Genomic DNA, 17,070 nt, shown 5'->3' on the forward strand with positions numbered 1-17,070 from the left:
CTATGTTTAAAAAAGTAATAATAGCCGAAGATCTTGATACTATCAGTTTAGGAATTGAACAAGTTTTAAAAGATTTAAATATTGTCGATTTTCAACATTCAAAATATTGCGATGACGCCTTTTTGAAAATACGCGCAGCTATTAAAAAAAATGAACCATATGATTTATTAATTAGTGATCTTTCATTTAAAACGGATCATCGAGAAGTAAAAATTACTAATGGCGACGAACTGGTTCAAAAAGTTAGAGAATTACAGCCCGATATTAAAATTATAGCTTATTCTGTAGAAGATAAAAGTTTCCGAATTAAATCACTTTTTGAAAATGCAAAAATTGATGGCTTTGTTTTAAAAGGTTTGAATAGTATCGAAGAATTAAAAAAAGCAATCCATACAATTTCAACTTCTGAAGTGAAATATATTTCTCCTGAAGTTGCTTCTGCATTACAGGAAAAAACCAACTTTGAAATTGACGATGTCGACATTAAAATCCTTAAGCATTTATCAGCTGGTACTTCACAAGATGAAATAGTAGAAATTTTTAAAAACTCAGATGTTAAAGCCAATAGTAAAAGCGCGCTGGAAAAAAGACTATCAAGATTAAAAGATTTTTTTAAAGCAAATAATACCGTTCATCTGGTTTCTATTACAAAAGATATGGGGATTATTTAATCTCTATTAACGTAATATTATTTCAAGCTCCTTCGGGAGCTTTTTTTTTGCAAAAATATAAAATTTTAACACATTATGGATTTCCGTAAAATACTGGTTTCAAATAGGTTTAAGTTTGAATTATTAAATCAATTTAAAATTAAATTATGAAAAAATTAGTCGTTTTATTTAGTCTTTTTTTCCTCGTCCTAGGAGGTAACATAGAAGCTCAAAGTGGTCATTATAAAAATGGAAAAGGTAGTTCGCATAAAGGAGGAAAATATAAAAACTCAAAAACGAATAATCACTACAAAAAAAGAAAGTAAGGTTTCTAACTTCCTTTGACACGAAAAAAAGAAGAATCAAAAAGAACATTATTCTTTATAAAAAAAACAATTAACAATTAAACCAAAAATCATGAAAAATTACTACGTAAACAACACTGCACAATCAAATAGAGATCATGAAGTTCATAATGATGATTGTGTATATCTTAAAAGTATTGTAAGTAAAAAATACTTAGGCCTCTTTTCTAACTGCAAAGATGCAGTAAATGAGGCAAAAAAGACATATTCAAAATCGAATGGCTGTAAAACTTGTTGTAACGCCTGTCATACATCCTAGACTATAAATGGGCTTTCGATTTCAAAAAAGAATCAGACTTGGTGGGGGATTTGGCTTAAACATAAGTAAATCTGGTATCTCTCCAAGTTTAAGAACAAAAATGGGAACATTTGGCAAAAGCGGCTATTCTGTAAAAACTGGCATATCAGGAGTACGATATCAAAATAGCGGATGCCTGGTGCTATTTATTTTTACAGGATTTGTCACTTTTTTAATTTATCACTTAAAATAATAGAATCAATGAAACATAAAAAAATTACAATAATTTCTATTTCCGCATTAATGCTAGCAGGCATTATAATTTCTTGTTCAGATTCAGGAGATTCATCAGAAATAACCTCCGGTTCTAATTTAGGATCAAACTGTCCAACCAAAACTTGTGGTGATTTTGCAACTAGAGCGCAGGCGCAAGCCGCATATAATAGTAACAAAAGCTGTTACAAAAATTTAGATGCGGATGGAGATGGAATTGCTTGTGAATCTTTAAAATAATAACTAACCAAACAATGATAACACTAGAACTTAAAAGCCATTTTTTGAGATTATATCAAATGGCGTTAGCCGACGATCAATTTGACGTATTAGAGCTTCAAATGCTGTATCATTTTGCAGATGAAAGAGGGATTCCTAAAGAAGAACTTGACAAACTTTTTCTTAACCCAGTTAATACAGAATTTATTATTCCCGAAGCTCTGAATACGAAAATCGAGTATCTGTATGATTTTACGCGAATTATCTGGGCCGATGGAAAAGTTACCGATGATGAGTTAAACATGCTAAGAAAGTATTGCCGAAAATTTGATTTTATGGATGAAAATATTAATGATTTATCAGATTATCTTATTGACTGCGTCCAGAAAAACATTGGAAAAGAAGAAATTATTAGTCAACTAAACTCTTAAATTATGAAATCACTTACACAATTATTTAGTTTAAAAAAGTCTGAGGATATTTCTTCCAAATCTTTAGAAGAAAATGAAGAGGACAGAGAACAAATTAGAATTACATATTACCAAAGTGGCTTTGCCGCATCGATAAAAGCCACTGGAAAACCAATTGTTTTAAAAGCATGTCTACAGAATTTATATATGAGTTTTGAAGATCAGTGCAGAAAACAAAAAATGGAACAAGACAAGTTAAAACAACCCTATCGCGAAGAACAGGAAAAAAACAGAACGGAACTTAAAAAATCTGAGACCGCAATTGGCATTTATGAGAAGAAAGAACAGGATATTAATGAAAACATTGATTTAATAAAAAGTGAGATTATCGAAGTAAAACGCAATCCTGATAAATACGGAATTGAAGATGGTAAAGGCCTAAAAGCACAATTTTACATTGGTTTATTCCTATTGATTCCTATTACACTTTACGTTTTAGTATTCTACATATCAGCTTCTTATTCTGCTTTTTTCAAGGAATTTTCAAATGATAGTTTAACAGCTGCGATTTTTGATGCCGACGCCTTGACAAATTCTTTTAAGGCAAGCTGGCTTGAAGGAGTCTTAGTTATAACAATTCCTTTTGTATTTATGGGATTAGGCTATGTGATTCATATGGTTCAAAAAGGAAAAGGTATTAAAAACATTTTAAGAATGATCGCTCTATTTGTTACTACCTTTTTATTTGATGCTTTATTGGCTTATCAAATCGAAAAAAAGATTTATGAATTTAACAAAACAACCGATTCGGCTCCATATAATTTAGATATTGCATTAGGCGAAGCAGAGTTTTGGATGATCATATTTGCTGGATTTGTGGTATATATTATTTGGGGTCTTGTTTTTGATTTTGTCATGAAAGAATTCGAAAACATTGATAAAATCAGGGCTTTTATACGAGGTAAGAAAGAAAATATGATTGATTTAGAAAAGCTAAAAACAGAATACCTCAATAAGATCAATGATTTCAAACAGCAAATTGTTACCATAACAGGTAAGATTTCTGAACTTCAATCTAAAATTGACGGATTTGTATTTCCTGTAAAAGAATATCTGCATTATCATCATCAATACAAAGAAGGATGGTATCAAGCCATTGGTACAGAAATAGCACTGCCTTACAAAGAGAAAGAAGAACTTTTGCAAAGCTGTGAACTTTTCTCTGAAGAACATTTGAGCAAATTAAACTTAATTGATCCTGATTTTCAGCATTTAGTGTATTCTAAAAATTAATAAAAATGAAAAAAACTTTACTTAAATTCTTAGCTCCACTACTGCTTACTTTGTTTTTCTCATGCAAAGACGATGACAAAAAAGAACAAAAAGAAGCAGTTGTTAAAAGTGTTGTTTCAGAAAATTATAATATCAGTATTCTTGTTGACTTATCAGACCGAATAAGCATTAAAAAAAATCCAAATCCAACGATGGAATATTATCAAAGAGATTTAGGGTATATAAAATCAGTTTCGGAAGCTTTCACACAACATTTAAAGTCAAAAAGAATACGGCAGATTAATGATAAAATGCAATTATTTTTTAACCCAGAACCTTTAGATCCAACTATCAATTCGATTTCACAAAAATTAAAAATAGTTATTGATAAAAATAATGCTTCAAAAGATTTATTGAATTCTATAAACTCTAATTATTCCTCACAAACCTTAAAAATATATGAGTCCGCTATCAAAGATGATAATTATATAGGTTCTGATATATGGCGTTTTTTTGATGCTAAAGTAAAAGATCAATGTATAGAAGATAAGAAACGAAATATTCTTGTTATTTTGACAGACGGTTATATGTTTTACGAAAGCACTATAATGAAAGATGGAAATCGAACATCGTATATTACGCCAGAATTGATTCGGAAAAATGGTTTAAACAACAAAGATTGGGAGAAAAAATTTAAAGATCAGGATTTTGGTTTTATCGAAATTAATGCTGATTTATCAAATCTCGAGGTTCTGATCCTAGGAATTAATCCAAACAAAAACAATCCTTACGAAGAGAAAGTAATTAAGGCATACTGGACCAAATGGCTGACCGAAATGAAAATCGAACATTTTGAAATCAAAAATGCAGATCTGCCCTCGAATATGGATAAAATTATTAAAGATTTTATATCCAAAAATTAGCACTGATCAATAAAATCAAAAAACATTAAAGAGGAGTTTCTACGTCCTCTTTTTTCTATTTAAAATCACTTCCTAAAAAATAACGGCATTACGGATTTCCATAAAATAATGATTTTGATTGCCTTTACATTTGAATAATTAATTAAAACTAAAAACCTATGGAAATTAATATTCAACTTAAATCATTAGCTGAAAAAATAAATCAGCTGAAAAGCAAAATTGAAACTGAAGAATCTACGAAACATGCTTTTGTACTGCCCTTTATAAACATTCTTGGCTATGATGCTTTTAATCCGCTTGAAGTAGTTCCGGAGTTTACAGCTGATATAGGCTTAAAAAAAGGTGAAAAAGTAGATTATGCCATTTTTCAGAACGGAGAACCAATTATGATTGTAGAATGCAAAAGCTGGAAAGAGAAACTTACCGTTCATAATTCGCAGTTATTTCGCTATTTCCATGTTACAAAAACTCGATTTGCTCTTTTAACAAATGGTATTAATTATCAGTTTTTTACTGATCTGGATGATCAGAATAAAATGGATGAAAAACCTTTCTTAGAATTTGACATTACTAATCTAAAAGAAAATACCATTAATGAGATTGCAAAATTTCATAAGGCTAATTTTGACGTCAATAATATCGTTAGCAATGCAAGTTCTTTAAAATACATCAAAGAAATAAAAAAACAAATAAATGCGGAGTTGGAAAACCCTTCTAATGATTTTACAAAACTTTTTGCCAATAAAGTATACGCAGGCAGACTTACTGAAAAAGTTGTTGATGAATTTAAAGACTTAGTTCAAAAATCAGTAAATCAATTTATTAATGATAAAATTAATGATCGACTAAATGCTGCTCTAACCAAAGAAACAATCAAACAGCAGGACGAAGAGATTATAACTGCGGAAGATGAAAATAAAGTTAATACTACTGAAGAAGAATTAGACGCTTATCGTATTGTAGTAGCCATTTTGAGGCGAAAATTACCAACGAATCGAATTGTTCATCGTGATACACAATCTTATTTTGGAATTTTATTGGATGATAATAATCGTAAACCGTTATGCAGACTTCATTTAAATGGAGGAAAAAAATACATAAGCTTATTCAATGAAAATAAAAGTGAAACCAAATTACCTATTTCTACAATTGATGATATCTATCAATTTGAAAAGGAATTATTAGAAACTATAACTCTTTACGACACTGAATAAAATCAAGCATTAATACGCATTTTAAATAACCTAATTCTATTTAGATTTACAACAACTACTCAAACCAAAAACCTTAACCAAAATGCCTATGAAAAAAAAATACTTAATCCTATTTGTAGTATTCCTGACAATTTCCTGTAAAAAAGCTTCTTCTCCCCCTCCAACACAAATAAACTCTTTTTACAAAGAGGTAATTACTGCAGACGATCGAAAAACCATTACGCCTGAAGAAGCTAAAACGTATCACGTAAATGATACCTATCAATATGAGTATCGAACTGGAAATCCAGGACATTATGAGTATAATTATGATGTAAAAGGTGTAAATATTAAAGGAGATTCTGTTTTTGGGAATATTAATATTGAAGGTAAATATGGTGCCGGAATATTAATATCTGACAGTATTCAAGATCTCGAAATTAAAGCTGAATGGGTCGATTATGGAAAATTAAAAGCTACTGATCTAAAAGGAAACGAATATAATTTGATTGCAAAATAGTAAAACGCCCCAAACTTATCTATATGAAATACATTTCAATTTTAATTCTAATCTTCGTTTTCTCAACTTCTTTTAATGCTCCAGAACCCACGGTTTTTATTTGTGGCCCAACTGGAGCAAAAAAATATCATTACAAAGAAAACTGCCGAGGCTTAACTGCTTGTAGACATGAAATAGTAAAAAAAACAATTTCGCAAGCTCAAGGTTTTGGGCTTACACTTTGTGGCTGGGAAGATTGATTGACTTCATCTTAAACATCACATTTAATCATTTGATAACATACACTTTACAGCCAATTCATATTAGTTTTATTAATTTGATTAAAACTAAATATCATGAAATTCTTCAATCTAAATTTTCTGGTTTCATTCAAAGAATGGCTTTTTTTAAGAGCAATGCAATCGTCTTTCCTTCATTAATCAATTAGACTTAAAATAAAGGAAAACTCATTTGAATGAATAAAGCTGAGAACTCATTTTTAAACAAAGACCAATTTGGAGATGATTTCTTGTGGGGTGTTTCAACCGCCGCTTTCCAAATTGAAGGGGCTCATGATGCCGATGGAAAAGGTTCGTCTATTTGGGATGTTTTTACATCGCAAAAAGGAAAAATAAAAAACGGACATCATGCCGCAACTGCCTGCGATTTTTATAATTCTTATCAAACCGATATTGACTTAATTCGCGAATTAAACATTCCTAATTTTAGATTTTCTATTAGTTGGACTCGAATTATGCCTACGGGAATTCATCCTGTAAATCAAGCTGGAATAGATTATTACAACAAAATTATCGATTCATTACTCGCATCAGGAATTGAACCCTGGATTACGCTTTATCACTGGGATTTACCTCATGATTTAGAAGTAAAAGGCGGATGGACGAACCGGGAATCTGTTTCGTGGTTTTCAGAATATGTTGAAGTTTGTGTAGAATATTTTGGTGATCGTGTAAAAAATTGGATGGTCATCAATGAACCTTCGGTTTTTACAGGTGCAGGATATTTTTTGGGAATTCACGCTCCGGGCAAAAAAGGCATTACCAATTATCTCAAAGCCATGCATCATGTAACGCTGGCTACTGCTGCGGGTGCAAAAATAATCCGAAATAAAATTCCAGAAGCTAATATCGGAACTACTTTTTCATGCACACATATTGAACCGGCGACTGAAAGTCAAAAAGATGTCGAAGCAGCAAAACGTGTCGACACTTTACTTAACAGAACTTTTATCGAGCCTATTTTAGGACTGGGATATCCGCAAGCGGATTTGTCTGTACTAAAAAAACTCAACAATTATATTTTAGAAGATGACTTAAATAATTTATCTTTTGATTTTGATTTTATCGGCTTACAATGTTACACGCGTGAAGTTGTAAAATCGTCTATGTTAATCCCCTATATTGGTGCCGAATTGATCAGTGCCGAAAAAAGAAATGTCATTGCAACTGATATGGGATGGGAAGTTTACCCTCCTGCGCTTTATCATGTCCTGAAAAAATTCAACAATTATAAAGGAATTAAAAAGATTATAATCACCGAAAATGGTGCTGCTTTTCCGGACACTCTTAAAAACGGAAAAGTGTATGACATCAAACGCACCCATTATATTCAGGATCATTTAGAACAAATTCTTAAAGCCAAAGAAGACGGTCTAAATGTGGACGGCTATTTTGTCTGGACACTTACTGATAACTTTGAATGGGCAGAAGGTTACAACGCCCGATTTGGGTTAATTCATGTTGATTTCGAAACGCAGCAAAGAACAATCAAACATTCTGGATTATGGTTTAGAGATTTTTTATCTTAAAACTGTTTTTTTACCGCAAAGAGCGCAAAGTTTTTTATATTTAAACTGTTTTATAAAAACGCGAAGTTCGCAAAGCTGTGTATTGAATACTAGCTTTGCGAACTTTGCGTAAATATCATTGCGTGCTTTGCGGTTTAAACCTAAAGTAATTCAAGGTTTTTTCTAAAACTTCAACAGCTTCTTTCCATTTATTTACTCTTAAATGATGTGTCTGATTTATATTAGGAGATTCCTGTGTAATAATTATTTAATTAGACCACCAATTAAAATGATTTTTATTTCACGCAGATTTTACAGATTTAAGCAAATTAAATATAAATAAATCTGCGAGTATCTGCTTAAATTATTTTAAATCTGCGCGAAAAATATACTTTGGAAAAATAATTTTACTACAACCCACTTAACAGAAAAAAGTAAATTTTACGGCTTTCTAAATTAGTAAAAACAGCCGAAAAAACTATGAAAATTTATTCGAAAAAAAAGCAAAAAAAACCACAATTTCTCGTGTATTTACTAGGTTTTTTAATAAGTTTTTCTTATCTTTATAGTGTAAATAACAGTAAATATATGCCGAAAAACAGACTTTTTAAACTCCTTAATTACTTCTCAAAAAATTATTCTTTTTACTCCTTTAAGCATTTAATTTTTCTAAACGCTTCACAATTTCATTTAGAAATTATTCTTTCTAATCACTTTTCTTTACCAAGTATAAACATGCTGAAGACACCAGAGCAATCGCTCCAATTTCAATCATAATTATTTTTCCCTGATATACTTTCTAAGCATTTTTTTTTAGAAAATATATCTCTCAAATTAAAGAAAAGATTTCCCTTCTAGGATCTTCTTTCGACCCTTCATGTTTATTATTCACCAAAATCTATATCTATATGCCATTATTCCAACTTTCAACAATCATCGCAACTTTATTAGCACTTTCAATCTACATCACTTTTTCAATTCTACATTTTTAACTTTTTTTCAATAATCCAATACAACCTTTTTAGGGCTTTTTGCCTCTATTAAATAAAGGTCAAGTTTGGTTTTAAATTCACATAACACGTTCTAACGAGCCTAAATCTGGCGTGCATTATATTTTGTTTTAAGGAATTTTTAGGAATCTCGGGGAAACGCGGGAATTCTGGGAATCTCCTATAAACAATGGGCTGAAAGCGCCTTTTCTTTGCCTCAGAAATTAGTTCAAGTTTTGTCTGCAGACTAAAACGAAAATAAAAAACTAGTTCTAATAACAGTGTAAAAAACCGTAAGACCGGATTTATTCGGGAAGTATAAAAAACGTCTTACTGTTCTACACCGTCTACTTCCCAAAACCAATTTGGTATCGCCACCAAAATTCTCTGGATAAACTCCGGACGGCCATACCTATGTCTAATTTCTAAATTAAATCAAAATGAAAAAACTAATACTATTTGTCGCTTTTGCGTCATTATTCACTATATTTTCTTGTACTCCTGATGAGTATGAAACACAACCAAAAAAGGAAACTGAAAAAGTTATTAATCATCAAAAACCAACTTTTGCTGATGGTCCTGGTGATAGCACTCCTCCTGGGAAACCACCAATTAAAACACCTGGTGGTGATGAATAAATAAATATTTTTAGTGTCTAATTAATTACTATTTTCGGGGAAAGTAAATTTATATGTTACGGTCCCCGTTTTTTTATTTTATTATACTACTTTTTCTCCTTGCATGTAAAGACAAAAAGATCAATCATACTAAAACAGATCCTATACGTGATGAAGCATTTCGTATACGAGATAAAGCAATTGAAGATCACAGCAAACAAAACTTCAATATCGCATTTGACGAATATAATAAATCAAAACTACTTTTCGAAAAATTAAAAGACAGTGCTAATATTGGATACATACTCATCCAAATGGCAACAATTCAGCAAGTCAACGGAGACTACTATGGCAGTAAGGAAACAGTTACCGAAGCATTACTCTATGTAACGAAAAGGAATGAGGATAAAGCAGCTATAAAAAACATATTAGGCATTGCTGACAAAGAACTTTCTCTTTATGATGATGCTATCCACTATTATAAAGAAGCAGCCAATGAATTTAAAGATCCTCTTATTAAGCAATTCCCTTTAAGTAATATTGCAGCTGTTTATATCCAACAAAAAAAATATGACAACGCAATCAATCTTTTAGAATCTCTTTTAAGCAAAAAATTATTAAAAGAGAAAGGTCAGGAAGTTAATGAGTCCAGACTTCGGGACAACTTGGGTTATGCCTATTTTAAGAAAGGAATGGATGAAAAAGGATTCGGCTTAATGAGGGACGCGCTCCAGACTAGAACTGAATTTAAGGATACTTACGGAAGTATTGAAAGTCATCTACATCTTGCCGATTATTACGCTAAAAAAGACATTCAAACATCAGATAAAAATGCTCTCGCAGCGTACAATACAGCCACAAAACTAAATAGCGTTGACGAAAGATTAGAAGCACTGCAAATTTTAATATCTAATAACAACAGTAACCAAACCGGCAAATATGTACAACGATATTTTACCTTAAACGACAGCCTTATTAAAGTTAGAAATAACTTTAAAAACAAGTTTGCTAAAATTAAATACGATGCTAAAAAAGAAAAAGACGAAAATGCAAAACTTCGTTTAGAAAAAGCCGAAAACGAATTATCACTTCAAAAAGCCACTTATCTACGAATTGGGTTTGTTATTGTTTTTATCTTTTTGGTCATTCTAATAGCGATTTTAATACGTTATTATAAAAACAAAAACAAAGCTATAGAATTTAAGACTTCGTACAATACAGAAGCTAGAATTGCTAAAAAAATTCACGATGAGTTGGCAAACGATGTCTATCATGTGATTGCTTTTGCCGAATCTCAAACATTATCTCAGGAAAACACTAAAGAGAATCTGCTTCAAAAATTAGATGATATTTACGGACGTGTACGAGGATTCTCAAAAGAAAACAATAAAATTGATACGGGTATAAATTTTACCTCCAGCATCAAAGAAATGCTTTCGACTTACAACGCCAACGAAAGAAATATCATGGTTACGAACCTGGAAGATGTGAACTGGGAAACTATCGATGACGTAAAAAAGATCACTATTAGTCGAGTTTTACAGGAATTAATGGTGAATATGAAGAAACACAGTAAGGCAACTCTGGTTGTTATAAAATTTGAAAATGATAAAAAATCAATATTAATAAATTATACAGATAACGGTAAAGGTTGCGACAAAACGACGATGGTAAAAAATGGTCTCAAAAACATGGAAAGCCGAATTCAGGCCGTTAAAGGTACTATTAACTTTGAAACAGAACCTGACAAAGGGTTTAAAGCCAAAATATCTATACCTAAATAAACAAAAAAGCCTTTCAAGTATTTAACTCTTGAAAGGCTTTTTTTCTACAAATTAACAGGCAATATTATTTCCAACCACCGCCTAAGTCTCTATAAACATGGACTGCAGCATTCAGTTGTTCTTTTTTAGTATCTACTAATTCTAATTTCGCTTCTAATGCATCACGCTGTGTCATTAAAACTTCAAAATAATCCACTCTAGCCGATTTAAATAAATCGTTAGAAACATCAATTGATGTGTTTAAGGCATCAACTTGTTGCGATTTAAGATCGTAACCTTTTTGTAAGTTTTCAATTTTAGAAAGTTGATTTGATACTTCTAAATAAGCGTTCAAAACCGTACGATCATAATTGTATAACGCCTGAAGTTGTCTTGCATTTGCACTTGCAAATTCGGCTTTAATAGCATTTCTGTTAATAAGAGGTGCAGCCAAATCTCCAGCTAATGAATACAAAAGAGATTCTGGCATTGTGAACAAGTATGAAGGTTTGAAAGCATTTACTCCCACCGCAGCAGAAATATCCAATGAAGGATAAAACTCCGCACGCGCAACTTTCACATCTAATTTTGCTGCTACTAACTCTAATTCTGCTTGTTTCACATCAGGACGATTCGCCAATAATTGAGACGGAATTCCTGAACTTACAGCTGCTGGCAATAAACTCAAGAAATTGTTACTATTCGTTCTCTTAATTTCCTGCGGATATCTACCCAATAAAAAGTTGATTTTATTCTCCGTTTCTTTTATTTGCTGCAGAATATCAAACTCCATACTTTTTGAAGTTAAAACCTCAGCTTCAAATTTCTTCACTCCCAATTCTGTAGCTCTTGCAGCTTGCTTTTGAATTTTTACAATTTCTAACGCGTTTGTCTGCAACTTTATAGTCTGCTTCACAATATCCAATTGGGTATCTAAAGCCAATAATTCATAATAAGAATCAGCAACTTCAGCAATAAGATTTGTAATTACAAAGTTTTTACCTTCAACGGTAGCCAAGTATCTGTTTAATGCTGCTTTTTTAGAATTGCGCAGTTTTTTCCAAATATCAACTTCCCAGTTTGCATAAGCCGAAATCGTAAAATCTCCCAGCGGATCTGGCATTTCTTTACCCGGTTTAATTTCTGTAGAAGCATCACCTGCACCTTGGCTGGTATATCTACCTACTTTTTCAACTCCAGCTCCGGCACGAACACCAACTGTAGGCAACAAAAGTCCTTTTTTTACACGAATATCATTCTTTGCAATTTCAATTTCCTGCAAAGTAATGTTTAATTCCTGATTGTTTTTTAAGGCAACATCAACTAAATCTACCAGGTTTTGATCTTTAAAATAATCTTTCCATGCTAATGTTGATGTATTATTATTTGAATCTCCATTCTGCGTCGCACCAAACGACTCAGGAACAGGAGCACTCGGAGTAATTGCGGCCTCTGGCGCAGGGGCTTTACACCCTGCGACAGCTAAACAAAGCCCTAATGCAATACTATATTGATATGATTTGAATTTATACATGATTGTCATCAATTTCTTCAGTTAATGGATTTTCTTCTTCATTTTTCACCAGTTTGTGTTTCTCTGAAATTTTTCCGAAGATGTAATACAATCCCGGAATTACAAATACACCACAAATAGTTCCGATAAGCATACCTCCCGCGGCTGCAGTACCAATTGTTCTGTTACCAATTTTACCCGGACCTGTAGCAAAAGCCAGAGGCAGTAATCCTGCAATAAAAGCAAATGAAGTCATCAAAATTGGACGGAACCTCGCTTTCGCTCCTTCCATTGCGGCTTCAAGAACTGTTCTTCCTGCTGCATGTCGCTGTATCGCAAACTCTACAATCAGTACGGCATTTTTACCCAATAAACCAATAAGCATTACCATTGCAACCTGAGCATAAATGTTGTTTTCTAATCCTGTTAATTTCAACAGAAGGAAAGCTCCAAAAATACCCGCAGGTAGAGAAAGAATTACTGACAATGGCAAAATAAAACTCTCATATTGAGCTGCCAATACCAAGTAAACAAATCCTAAACAAATCAGAAATACCCAAATTGCCTGATTACCTTGTGCAACCTCATCTGCAGAAATACCTGCCCAATCAATATCATAACCTCTAGGCAATTTTTTTGCAGCAACTTCCTGAATTACTTTAATTGCTGTACCAGAACTATATCCCGGCGCAGCTCCACCACTAATCTCTGTAGAATTGTACATATTATGTCTCGTGATTTCTGAAAGACCGTATACTTTTTCTAATTTCATAAATGCTGAAAAAGGAACCATTTCATCACGATTGTTTTTCACATACAGTTTTAAGATATCATCCGGTTGCGCACGATATTCCGGTGAAGCCTGAACGATTACTTTATAGTTAATTCCGTATTTAATGAAACTAATCTCGTAGTTACTTCCCACAAGAGTTGACAAAGTATTCATCGCATTTTCGATAGAAACTCCTTTTTGCTGTGCCAAATCATTGTCGACTTTCATCATATATTGAGGGAAACTCGCACTGAAGAAACTAAATACGTTCGATAATTCCTGACGTTTGTTCAATTCTTCAACAAAGTCTTTATTGACAGCTTCCATTTTTTTGAAATCTCCTGAACCTGTTTTATCCAACAAACGAAGCTCAAATCCTCCAGCTGCTCCATATCCCGGAACTGCGGGCGGTTGGAAAAATTCAATATTAGCACCCGGAATATCTTTCGATTTTTCCTCTAATTCAGTCATAATTTCCTGAACAGATTCTTTACGATCATTCCAGTCTTTTAAGTTGATCAAACAAGTTCCCGCATTAGATCCCGTACCCTCAGTCAAAATTTCATAACCTGCCAATGACGAAACTGATTTTACTCCGTCTACTGTCTCCGCAATTTTTTGCAATTTCTCAGCAATATTATTTGTTCTTTCTAATGATGAACCTGGAGGTGTTTGTATAATGGCATAAAACATTCCCTGATCCTCATTTGGGATAAACCCGGAAGGAACTGTACTACTAATCAACCAAGTACCGGCACAAAAACCAAGAAGTGCAATAATTGTAACAGCTCTTCTATTTACAATTTTAGCCAGTACATTTTGATATTTACCTTGCGCAAGGTTAAACTTGTTGTTAAAACCATCAATAAAGATGTTTACAGGAGTTTTCTTTTTAGGTGTACTATGATTATTTTTTAACATCATCGCACAAAGCGCTGGTGTTAAAGTCAATGCCACAATACCTGAAAGTATAATTGCTGTTGCCATCGTAATCGAGAACTGTCGGTAGAATACCCCAACTGGTCCTGACATAAACGCAACCGGAATAAATACGGCAGCCATCAAGAATGTAATCGCGACAATCGCTCCAGCAATTTCATGCATCGCTTTTTTAGTCGCTTTAAGTGGCGAAAGATGCTCCTCCTCCATCTTGGCGTGAACGGCTTCAATTACTACAATCGCATCATCGACGACGACTCCAATTGCCAAAACCAAAGCAAATAATGTAATTAAGTTCAACGATATATCGAAGAATTGCATAAATACAAATGTTCCAATCAATGATACAGGTACCGCAATTGCCGGAATAACGGTTGAACGCCAGTCACCTAAGAAAAGAAATACAACTAAACCAACCAAAATAAAGGCTTCGATCAAGGTGTGAATTACTTTTTCGATAGAAGCATCTAAGAATTTAGAAACGTCATATGAGATTTCATAATCCATTCCTTTTGGAAATTTTTGCTTGATTTTTTCCAATTTGGCTTTTACATCTTCAATAACCTGATTGGCATTACTACCAAAAGATTGTTTCAATACAATTGCTGCAGATGGTTTACCATTCAAATTAGAATAAATATCATACATCGAGCTGCCAAACTCAACTTTAGCAACATCTTTTAAACGTAAAAGTTCCCCGTTAGCGTTTGATTTTACTATAATATTCTCGTATTGCTCTTTAGTTGTAAAACGTCCTGAATATTTCAATACATATTCAAATGCCTGAGAACGTTTACCAGAACTTTCTCCTGTTTTACCAGGCGAAGCTTCCAAACTCTGACTTGATAATGCTTCCATTATCTCATCTGCAGATATTTTGTAAGCCAACATACGGTCAGGTTTTAACCAAATACGCATGGCATATTCACGTGTTCCCAAAATATCTCCTGAACCAATACCATTTACCCTTTTTAACTCTGATAATACGTTGATATCAGCATAGTTGTATAAGAATTTCATGTCGGTATTTTTGTCCGTACTATAAAGATTCACATACATCAACATACTCGGAACTTCACGAGTAATTTTCACACCTTCTCTTACTACTAATGGAGGTAATTTATTGGTAACTGAAGCTACACGGTTTTGAACGTTAATTGCAGCCTGATTCGGATCTGTACCTAAGTTAAATACAACCTGAATACTTGCTTCTCCATCATTTCCTGCATCAGAAGTCATGTATTTCATTCCGGGAACTCCATTTAAAGCTCTCTCTAAAGGAATAACTACAGACTTGATCATCAATTCTCCATTCGATCCAGGGTAATCTGCCGTAACGTTTACCATCGGCGGAGAGATGGAAGGAAACTGGGTGATCGGTAAATTCAACACCGACAATACTCCTAAAAAGACAATTATAAGCGATATTACAATCGACAGTACAGGTCTTTGAATAAATTTATTAAACATTTTTATATTTTTTTAATGATTAAACCTATTCTGCTTTTACGCGTAAATGATTAATTACCGTTTGAGGAGATTGGAATTCATATTTAATTTTGTCATTCTCTTTTACTTTCTGAACTCCTTCAAGTAAAATTTTATCATTTTCAGTAAGACCTGTCTTTATCACGTACAAATCAGGAATTTCACCGGTAATAGTGATTTCTCTTGAACTTACCTTATTGTTTTTATCAATTGTAAAAACGTATTTTTTATCCTGAATTTCGTAAGTCGCTTTCTGCGGAATTACAATTGCATTTTTAAGCGGAACAATCATCTGAACTTGTCCAGTTTCACCGTTTCTTAGTAATTTACCTGAATTTGGGAATCTTGCTCTAAAAGCGATATTTCCTGTTTCGTTGTTAAATTCACTTTCGATAACTTCTACATTCCCTTTTTCTTTAAAAATTTCACCATTTGCCAAAACCAAACTAACTTTATTGTCAGCACGATCTTTTACATCTGTTTGATATTGTAGATATTCAGGTTCAGACACGTTGAAGTAAGCAAACATTTGACTGTTGTCAGAAAGACTTGTCAATAATTCGCCTTCGTCAATAAGACTTCCTAATTTTAATGGAATACGGTCGATGGTTCCGTCAAACGGAGCTCTGATCTCGGTAAATGATAAATGAAGTTTTGCCAATGCAACTTCTGCTTTTGCCGATTGTAATTTTGCCTGAGCTACACTTAATTCGTTTTTAGAAACGATATTTTTATCTGCAAGCATTTTAGAATTTTGTAATTCAATTTCAACTGATTTCTGTTCAGCCTGAGCTTTCAATAATTCTGCCTGATACATGTTTGGCATAATTTTGAACAACAGTTGGCCTTTTTTTACAAACTGCCCTTCGTCGACATAAATGTTTTGTAGAAATCCTTTTTCCTGAGCTCGGATCTCAATGTTTCGTACAGATTTAATCTGCGAAACGTATTCTTTGGTAAATGAAGTATCAATTTTTACCGGATTTGTAGCAGTAAATTTTTCTGCTTCTTCTTTCTCTTCTTTTTTAGCTGTACAGCTAGTAAGGCACACTAGGGCAATTAAGCCTGTGAACAAGATAATTCTTTTCATGATTTTGTTTGAAAATTAAGCGATTGGATGCTTGGAATACAGAGATTCCT

General features: G+C 32.8%; 15 protein-coding genes. 12 read left to right on the forward strand and 3 right to left on the reverse strand.

The features are described from left to right. The first annotated feature begins 2 nt into the window (after positions 1-2). The 12 genes from ACHRVZ_RS17785 to ACHRVZ_RS17840 all read left to right on the forward strand — a co-directional run bounded on the left by ACHRVZ_RS17785 (position 3) and on the right by ACHRVZ_RS17840 (position 11,239). A complete protein-coding gene (locus ACHRVZ_RS17785; RefSeq protein WP_395424234.1) occupies positions 3-671 on the forward strand; it encodes a response regulator in 669 nt (222 codons plus the stop codon). A 610-nt stretch (positions 672-1,281) separates the two neighbouring features. Beyond that, positions 1,282-1,506 carry a DUF4236 domain-containing protein gene (locus ACHRVZ_RS17790; RefSeq protein ID WP_395424235.1) on the forward strand — a complete coding sequence of 75 codons (225 nt, stop codon included), beginning with the start codon at positions 1,282-1,284 and terminating at the stop codon, positions 1,504-1,506. Positions 1,507-1,514: 8 nt separating this feature from the next. Then, entirely contained in the window at positions 1,515-1,766 is a 252-nt protein-coding gene (locus ACHRVZ_RS17795) for an excalibur calcium-binding domain-containing protein (RefSeq protein ID WP_395424236.1), read from the forward strand. A gap of 14 nt (positions 1,767-1,780) precedes the next feature. Then, a complete protein-coding gene (locus ACHRVZ_RS17800) occupies positions 1,781-2,176 on the forward strand; it encodes a hypothetical protein (RefSeq protein ID WP_395424237.1) in 396 nt (131 codons plus the stop codon). A gap of 3 nt (positions 2,177-2,179) precedes the next feature. Then, positions 2,180-3,448, forward strand: coding sequence for an ABC transporter permease (locus ACHRVZ_RS17805; RefSeq protein ID WP_395424238.1), 1,269 nt, complete (start codon positions 2,180-2,182; stop codon positions 3,446-3,448). Between the two features lie 5 nt (positions 3,449-3,453). Continuing rightward, positions 3,454-4,350, forward strand: a complete 897-nt coding sequence (locus ACHRVZ_RS17810; RefSeq protein WP_395424239.1) for a hypothetical protein — start codon at positions 3,454-3,456, stop codon at positions 4,348-4,350. A 158-nt stretch (positions 4,351-4,508) separates the two neighbouring features. Beyond that, complete coding sequence (locus ACHRVZ_RS17815) at positions 4,509-5,564, forward strand: type I restriction endonuclease (protein ID WP_395424240.1); 1,056 nt, start codon at positions 4,509-4,511, stop codon at positions 5,562-5,564. 88 nt (positions 5,565-5,652) lie between these two features. Further along, entirely contained in the window at positions 5,653-6,063 is a 411-nt protein-coding gene (locus ACHRVZ_RS17820; protein ID WP_395424241.1) for a hypothetical protein, read from the forward strand. Between the two features lie 23 nt (positions 6,064-6,086). After that, positions 6,087-6,302, forward strand: coding sequence for a hypothetical protein (locus tag ACHRVZ_RS17825; protein WP_395424242.1), 216 nt, complete (start codon positions 6,087-6,089; stop codon positions 6,300-6,302). A 215-nt stretch (positions 6,303-6,517) separates the two neighbouring features. After that, positions 6,518-7,870: a GH1 family beta-glucosidase gene (locus tag ACHRVZ_RS17830; protein WP_395424243.1), complete on the forward strand. Its 1,353-nt coding sequence runs from the start codon at positions 6,518-6,520 to the stop codon at positions 7,868-7,870. Positions 7,871-9,278: 1,408 nt separating this feature from the next. Beyond that, positions 9,279-9,476, forward strand: coding sequence for a hypothetical protein (locus ACHRVZ_RS17835; protein ID WP_395424244.1), 198 nt, complete (start codon positions 9,279-9,281; stop codon positions 9,474-9,476). Between the two features lie 53 nt (positions 9,477-9,529). Then, positions 9,530-11,239, forward strand: coding sequence for an ATP-binding protein (locus tag ACHRVZ_RS17840; RefSeq protein WP_395424245.1), 1,710 nt, complete (start codon positions 9,530-9,532; stop codon positions 11,237-11,239). Positions 11,240-11,303: 64 nt separating this feature from the next. Here ACHRVZ_RS17840 and ACHRVZ_RS17845 read toward each other — a convergent pair whose 3' ends face one another. The 3 genes from ACHRVZ_RS17845 to ACHRVZ_RS17855 are packed head-to-tail and all read right to left on the reverse strand — an operon-like array spanning position 11,304 to position 17,020. Beyond that, positions 11,304-12,752, reverse strand: a complete 1,449-nt coding sequence (locus ACHRVZ_RS17845) for a TolC family protein (protein ID WP_395424459.1) — start codon at positions 12,750-12,752, stop codon at positions 11,304-11,306. Beyond that, on the reverse strand, positions 12,745-15,912 hold the full coding sequence (locus tag ACHRVZ_RS17850; RefSeq protein ID WP_395424246.1) for an efflux RND transporter permease subunit: 3,168 nt from the start codon (positions 15,910-15,912) through the stop codon (positions 12,745-12,747). Before ACHRVZ_RS17850 ends, ACHRVZ_RS17845 begins: the two co-directional genes overlap by 8 nt. Before the next feature lie 25 nt (positions 15,913-15,937). Next, on the reverse strand, positions 15,938-17,020 hold the full coding sequence (locus ACHRVZ_RS17855) for an efflux RND transporter periplasmic adaptor subunit (RefSeq protein WP_395424247.1): 1,083 nt from the start codon (positions 17,018-17,020) through the stop codon (positions 15,938-15,940). Positions 17,021-17,070: the final 50 nt, after the last annotated feature.

The sequence above is a fragment of the Flavobacterium sp. FlaQc-57 genome (assembly GCF_044007395.1).
Classification (GTDB): Bacteria; Bacteroidota; Bacteroidia; order Flavobacteriales; family Flavobacteriaceae; genus Flavobacterium.